Genomic DNA, 5,624 nt, shown 5'->3' with positions numbered 1-5,624 from the left:
GAAATGACACGTTAAGAACTTACGGCTTGGGCCAGAGGTATTCGCCTGTCAGTAATATGTGAGCCCAACCAAGCGGAGAGATGTGTGCCAGAAGTTCGGGTGGCACATCTAGCCCTTCCCTTTGTCGTTCAGCGACCGCGTGACCGATGTGGATGGTGTTCCAGTAGATAATGATTGCGGTGAGCAGGTTGAGCCCAGCAATCCGGTAATGCTGCCCTTCGCTTGTGCGGTCACGTATTTCGCCCTGGCGGCCGATGCGCAACGCATTCTTGAGAGCATGGTGAGCCTCACCCTTGTTAAGGCCGATCTGGGCGCGCCGCTGCATGTCCGTGTCTAGAATCCACTCAATAATAAAGAGTGTTCGCTCCACACGGCCAACCTCACGCAGAGCAACCGCCAGATCGTTCTGGCGCGGGTAGGAGGCGAGCTTGCGGAGCAACTGACTGGGCTTGATCTTTCCGGCGGTCATGGTAGCGGCGCAGCGGAATAGGTCAGGCCAGTTAGCAACGATCAGTTCCTCTCGGATTTTACCGCCGACTAGCTTGCGCAAATCCTTCGGCGTCTCTGCCGGATTGAACACGTAAAGGCGCTTGGAGGGCAAATCGCGTATACGTAGAACGAGCTGATATCCGAGTATGCCGCTGGTCCCAAATAGGTGATCTGTAAAGCCGGCTGTATCGGCATATTGCTCTCCAACCTGCCGACCAGCCTCATTCATCATCAGGCCATCAAGTATGTATGGAGCCTCGCTGACTGTCGCGGGAATCATTTGTGACGCGAACAACGCGAAATGGTCATTGACGTGCGTGTAAGCCTTAAGGCCGGGTTCGTTTCCATATTTGGCGTTAACCATGTTCATGGCCTCTCCCTGCCGGGCTGAAGGAAAGAACTGACCATCGCTTGATGCGGTTGAACCAATACCCCAGAACCTGGACATCGGCAGCTTTGCCTGCGCAGCAACCACGGTCGCCAGAGCCCGGTCCATTGCTTCGCTCTCGACATGCCAACGGGCAAGGCGTGAGAGTTGCCAGTAATCATGCGTATTTGTGGCCTCCGCCATCTTACGCAGCCCAAGGTTCAGCCCTTCCGCGAGTAATACATTGAGTAGGCCGATCTGGTCATTGCATGGAACCCCTGTTCTTAAATGGGTAAAGGCTTCGGTAAACCCGAGCGCAGCATCAACCTCAAGCAAGATGTCGGTGATTCGAATGGGTGGCATCCGGCGATAAAGATCGAGTATCAGCTCCTCGGCGTTATCCGGAACATCAGCCGTCAGTCGGTCGATCCGTAACGTTCCGTCCTCGATGCTGCCATGAGGGATGGTGCCGTCACGCGCTGCGCGCGCAAGTCGCTTCAGTCCATCGGCGAGGCGTGCTTTTCGATCCGTCAGCCAAAGCTGCGGATCAAGTGGAACGGCCAGCCTGGTGTTTGTCTGTGCCGTGACCAATGGCACGAGTACCTGCTTGAGATCGCCATAGCGGCGTGAATGATCTAGCCAGATGTCACCGGATCGAAAGGCATCCCGGAGGTGGAACATGACTGCCACTTCACGGAGACGGTTGTCACCTTGGTCTTGTGCTCGAAGATGCCGGTGCCATTTTGAATTTGGGCGTAAGAAATTGTTCGCGATCGATGGTAACGCTTGCATTTCCCCTATGGCTTTCGCCGCCGCGATCAAAGGCTGAGCCACTGATGCAGCCTCGAGTTTCAGGCATCGCAACATACGCGGCGCATAGCGGCGGAAGCGATGATACCCTTGTCCGACATGAGCTAATGGATCGTCAGCAAGCGTATTGCTGAGCTGAGCGCCTGTAGCGACCAGTTGTTCTAGCTGACCCCATTGCGTCGATTTGGAGATCGCCATTTCCAACGGCATACCATCATTATGGGCTTCGAGCAAAGAAGCCCCCAGAGCGGTGAAGGCGCGCAGAGTATCAGTGACCGCTGCCTTGGAACCGCCTATTCGTTCATCATTTAGCCGTTTCGCCTCGCGCCAAGTTTTCCCCACGATCCGGTCATGAGTCTCGACCACAGTATCAGCGATCGCAGCCTCCCATTCCACAGAGCAGACAGCAATGATTGCCCAGCGCCGATCCGAGCTGATGTCCTGCAAGCCATCGGTAAAGTAGCGCTCGCCCTGCCGGCGCAAACGAGCTACACGGTGCGGTGGGACACCAGCAAGTACCTGCGGATCGAGACTCAGGCTACGCAAGAACTCTAGCTTGTCGAGCAGCCGGTTTGCAGCAGCGGAGTTATTACCGACCTCGAACTGGCGAAGCCAGATGAAACGGCTGATATTGGCATCGAGCAATTCGGTCAGCAGACCATCAAGCCGTTCGCGCGCAGCGCTATCGAGCCTTTGCGCAATTCGTGTATCTATCCGTCGTTCCGCGGCGACCAGCGCGTCTGCACATAGTCGTTCGATAGTAGATATCGCTGGCAAAATCATCAGATTTTCACGGCAACGCAAGACGAGACGCTGAGCAAGATCTTCGTTCGAACGGGCCTCCTCAGCCTGATCGAAAAGCCAGTCGCGCAGATCACGAGCACCGCGACCAGCGAAGGTTTTGTACCCATAGTTCTCGCGCAACGCCGCCATATGCTCATGGCGAGTCTGTCGTCGGGCGGCATAGGTGAGAAGTGCATTGGCCGAGACTCCAAGCTGAGCCCCGATAAACGACAAGATCTCATACGGAATCACTTCTCTCGGAGCTAGCGTGCGCCCTGGATATCGCAACGCGCAAAGCTGCAACGCGTACCCCAACCTGTTCTCGGGTCTGCGGCGTTCTTGAATATGTGCAAGATCGTCATCGCCCAGTGTGTAATGCCGAAGCAGCGATAACTCATCGGTGGGCAGATCAAACAGTGCCGAGCGCTGTCGCTCGGTGAGAATGTGTCGTCTCGGCATCACTACTGTCCCTGTTGAAGTATAGTCTGTTTTGTACAAAACTCAGCCCATGCAAATCAAGGCTTCCCGCACCATAAAACGACGAGGGTTCAATTGGGACAACGAGCCGCTATTTATTGCCGTGTTTCGACGGCTGACCAATCATGCGAACGGCAGGAGCGTGACCTCACAGCGTTTGCCCATCGTGCAGGTTTTGAGGTCACCGCAATTTTTAAGGAAACTGGATCAGGTGCGAAGCTTGACCGTTCTGAGCGACGTAAGATCATGGCGCTGGCCCAGTCGAGACATATCGAAGTCATTCTGGTGACGGAATTGTCTCGATGGGGCCGATCAACGATCGATCTTCTCAACACGCTACGAGAACTGGAAGGCTGGAAGGTGTCTGTCATTGCTATGAATGGTATGGCGTTCGACCTGTCGTCACCGCATGGTCGTATGCTGGCGACGTTTCTATCCGGCATCGCGGAGTTCGAGCGCGATCTCATCAGTGAACGAGTCAAGTCAGGCCTCGCCGCTGCTCGTGCCCGAGGGCGTAAGCTCGGGCGGCAAGTAGGCGTGCGCCCGAAATCCGACAAACTTTACCCCAAAGTCATCGAAGCGATTGAAGCAGGTCGCAGTTACAGATGGATTGCACGAGATCTTGGTATCAGCAAAAACACTGTCACTGAAATCGTGCGCAGGCATCGCGAAACGGCTTAGGGTATCATTTCGCCCACTGCCTGAGCCAACCCTTGGTTCTGCGCCCAAACACGTTTAACCGTATCGACCAGGTGGCAGGTGTCGGTGCTTACACCTTAAGCAGGTACTACGCAGACGCGGTTGGCCAGAAATCCAAAATACCGGATCATCCGAAAATGCTTTTCTGAATGTGCTGCACCACCCGGCGCAGCATGTTGGCCTGGAGAAAGTCATGCCACTCCTGATACCGGTGTCGGCGCTCGATCAGTGAGCCAAAGGGCGCGTGAAATTATAGGGTGGAGTCGTCGTCAGAACAGGCACTATCCGTATCAAACGAATAATCCTCCACCATCTCTCGATGCGAAGCCTGTAATTTTTCAGGCTTTCCATAAAAACGATCTCTGATAGCAATACCTTTGGCAAGCGCTTTTTCTTGATCAGCATCGAGACCTTCGATGGCAATATGTTGCACCTCATCCCAAAAAGCCATCCCGATGCGCTGAGTTGATCTATGCAGTATAAACTTTCCTCTATTAGGATCAAATAATCCATCCACCCCCTTAGCCTCGCTTTCAACTTCAGAGCATGTTGCGCAGGGCACATACTTTCCAGCAATAGGAACAATTACATGTTTTCCCTCTTGCAGTCCAAGCTTTGCTATTAGCTCTTGATACTGAAATTCTTTATCGCCCGCCAAAGCTTTCTGAATGTTCTGCTCTGCATGCATGGTTTGATTGATCCCATCAGGTAATATATCATCAAGACTTGCATCTCTGAATGGTGGATGAATAATCAAGCTTTCGAATGATGGTTTCGCCTGTGAGGCAGCTTGAATAACCTTATGCAAAATATGCAGCGCAGCAATAGCTTGCTCAGAAAGCTCCTGACGTGAGAGGTTATTCTCGACTGGGCAACCCAAACCCTTGGCTATCTCGGAAATAGTATTTTGTTTCAATACCTCAAACCTATCTTGGTTAAGGAAATTCTCCTTGAGTTTTGCGACATGACGCCTATTTCTGCTTTCCTCAACCAGCGCTTTAGATTTTCTATTTCCCGGATAGGGGATTGGGCGTTCTGTATCTCTTGTTAAAGCAAAATGCAATGATTCCTGAATGTGTTCACTGTGGAAATTTGAAGAGACATGCAGCTGTCCATTAATAACAGATGCTTGAACTTCGATAGGCCTCAACGACTTAAGGCCTATCATGCCCCAGTTTACAGAAGTTGCTATATGACGTAATGACTGACAAATGCGATTAAAGCCTTGGTACTGCTTTGGTAATGATGGAGGAATATTCGTTCGCGGAATAGCCTCGACCATCGTCTGGCTTGCATAAAAAGCTGGTCTTGAGCCAATGAAAGAACAGTTTGTGTGGGCCGGAATTTCTGACGATGGCGGCCCAATTACGAGCTGAGAAGTACCGGGAACGTTATTTTGAGCCTGCCCTTCATCTCCCGTCTTAGCGGGATAATGAGAGCCGTTAAAAGTATTCACCCTAAACATTTTAATTTCCTACGGCTGACCACCTAAAATACTGGCGTTGGAGTTCGCAGGGGTACGTGTCCTCCAACGCTGAAACTGCACTGTCATAACTATTTTGCGCACGCGCTGTAGGTAAGGCCCTCAGAAATCGTCGTCAGAATCTGACTGCACTTCCCGCAGTAATCGTCCCGCTTGCTCGCGAGAGACATTATAGCCTGCCTCACCCATTTCCTCTTTAAAAACTTTGGCATCATCCTTGGGCGCGCTATGTTTTGATCCAACTACAAACTTTGAAGGAATGGATGAGGTTGTCCTACAACTATATTTGGAAATCTCTCCGTCCGGGCCTTTACTGTCTGGATCTAGCTCGAGGGAAAAGTTGTTCCTCAACCCGATGGTCCGCACAAGAACGGGATTGTCTGGATCTGTCCGACGAGCATAGTTTTTTGCAGTTACCGGATAACTAGTAAAATAATTATGCTTCTCCGTGTTTTTCACAACAGCCGGGTTCAATTCGTAGCCGGCGCGGAGAGTGGCGTCTACAGCACCTGAACA

The 5,624-nt window shown here is 52.2% G+C and carries 4 protein-coding genes and 1 pseudogene; 1 reads left to right on the top strand and 4 read right to left on the bottom strand.

From position 1 onward, the window contains the following. Nucleotides 1-19: 19 nt before the first annotated feature. Nucleotides 20-2,908 (bottom strand): Tn3 family transposase, encoded by a 2,889-nt coding sequence (locus ABJ99_RS14275; protein ID WP_054069661.1) that lies wholly within the window; start codon nt 2,906-2,908, stop codon nt 20-22. A 93-nt stretch (nt 2,909-3,001) separates the two neighbouring features. Between ABJ99_RS14275 and ABJ99_RS14270 the strand changes: the two genes are divergently transcribed. Then, the gene (locus ABJ99_RS14270) at nt 3,002-3,607 is read left to right on the top strand and encodes a recombinase family protein (protein WP_054069660.1); all 606 of its coding nucleotides are present in this window, start codon (nt 3,002-3,004) and stop codon (nt 3,605-3,607) included. Between the two features lie 110 nt (nt 3,608-3,717). Here the strand turns inward: ABJ99_RS14270 and ABJ99_RS29850 are convergent. From ABJ99_RS29850 to ABJ99_RS28750, 3 genes and pseudogenes are all read right to left on the bottom strand, one after another. Beyond that, a pseudogene (locus ABJ99_RS29850) lies at nt 3,718-3,863 on the bottom strand (transposase); the annotation flags it as partial. Between the two features lie 12 nt (nt 3,864-3,875). Then, complete coding sequence (locus tag ABJ99_RS29620) at nt 3,876-4,541, bottom strand: hypothetical protein (RefSeq protein WP_054069659.1); 666 nt, start codon at nt 4,539-4,541, stop codon at nt 3,876-3,878. A 669-nt stretch (nt 4,542-5,210) separates the two neighbouring features. Continuing rightward, entirely contained in the window at nt 5,211-5,567 is a 357-nt protein-coding gene (locus tag ABJ99_RS28750; protein ID WP_230081033.1) for a type III effector protein AvrRpm1, read from the bottom strand. Nucleotides 5,568-5,624: the final 57 nt, after the last annotated feature.

Source organism: Pseudomonas syringae pv. cilantro, from assembly GCF_001293775.1.
Lineage (GTDB): Bacteria > Pseudomonadota > Gammaproteobacteria > Pseudomonadales > Pseudomonadaceae > Aquipseudomonas > Aquipseudomonas syringae_P.
This window is presented reverse-complemented; position numbering and strand designations above follow the sequence as displayed.

Coding starts and splice junctions, on each gene's coding strand:
- ABJ99_RS14275 (WP_054069661.1), bottom strand. CDS start 2,908: ATGCCGAGACGACACATTCTCACCGAGCGACAGCGCTCGGCACTGTTT.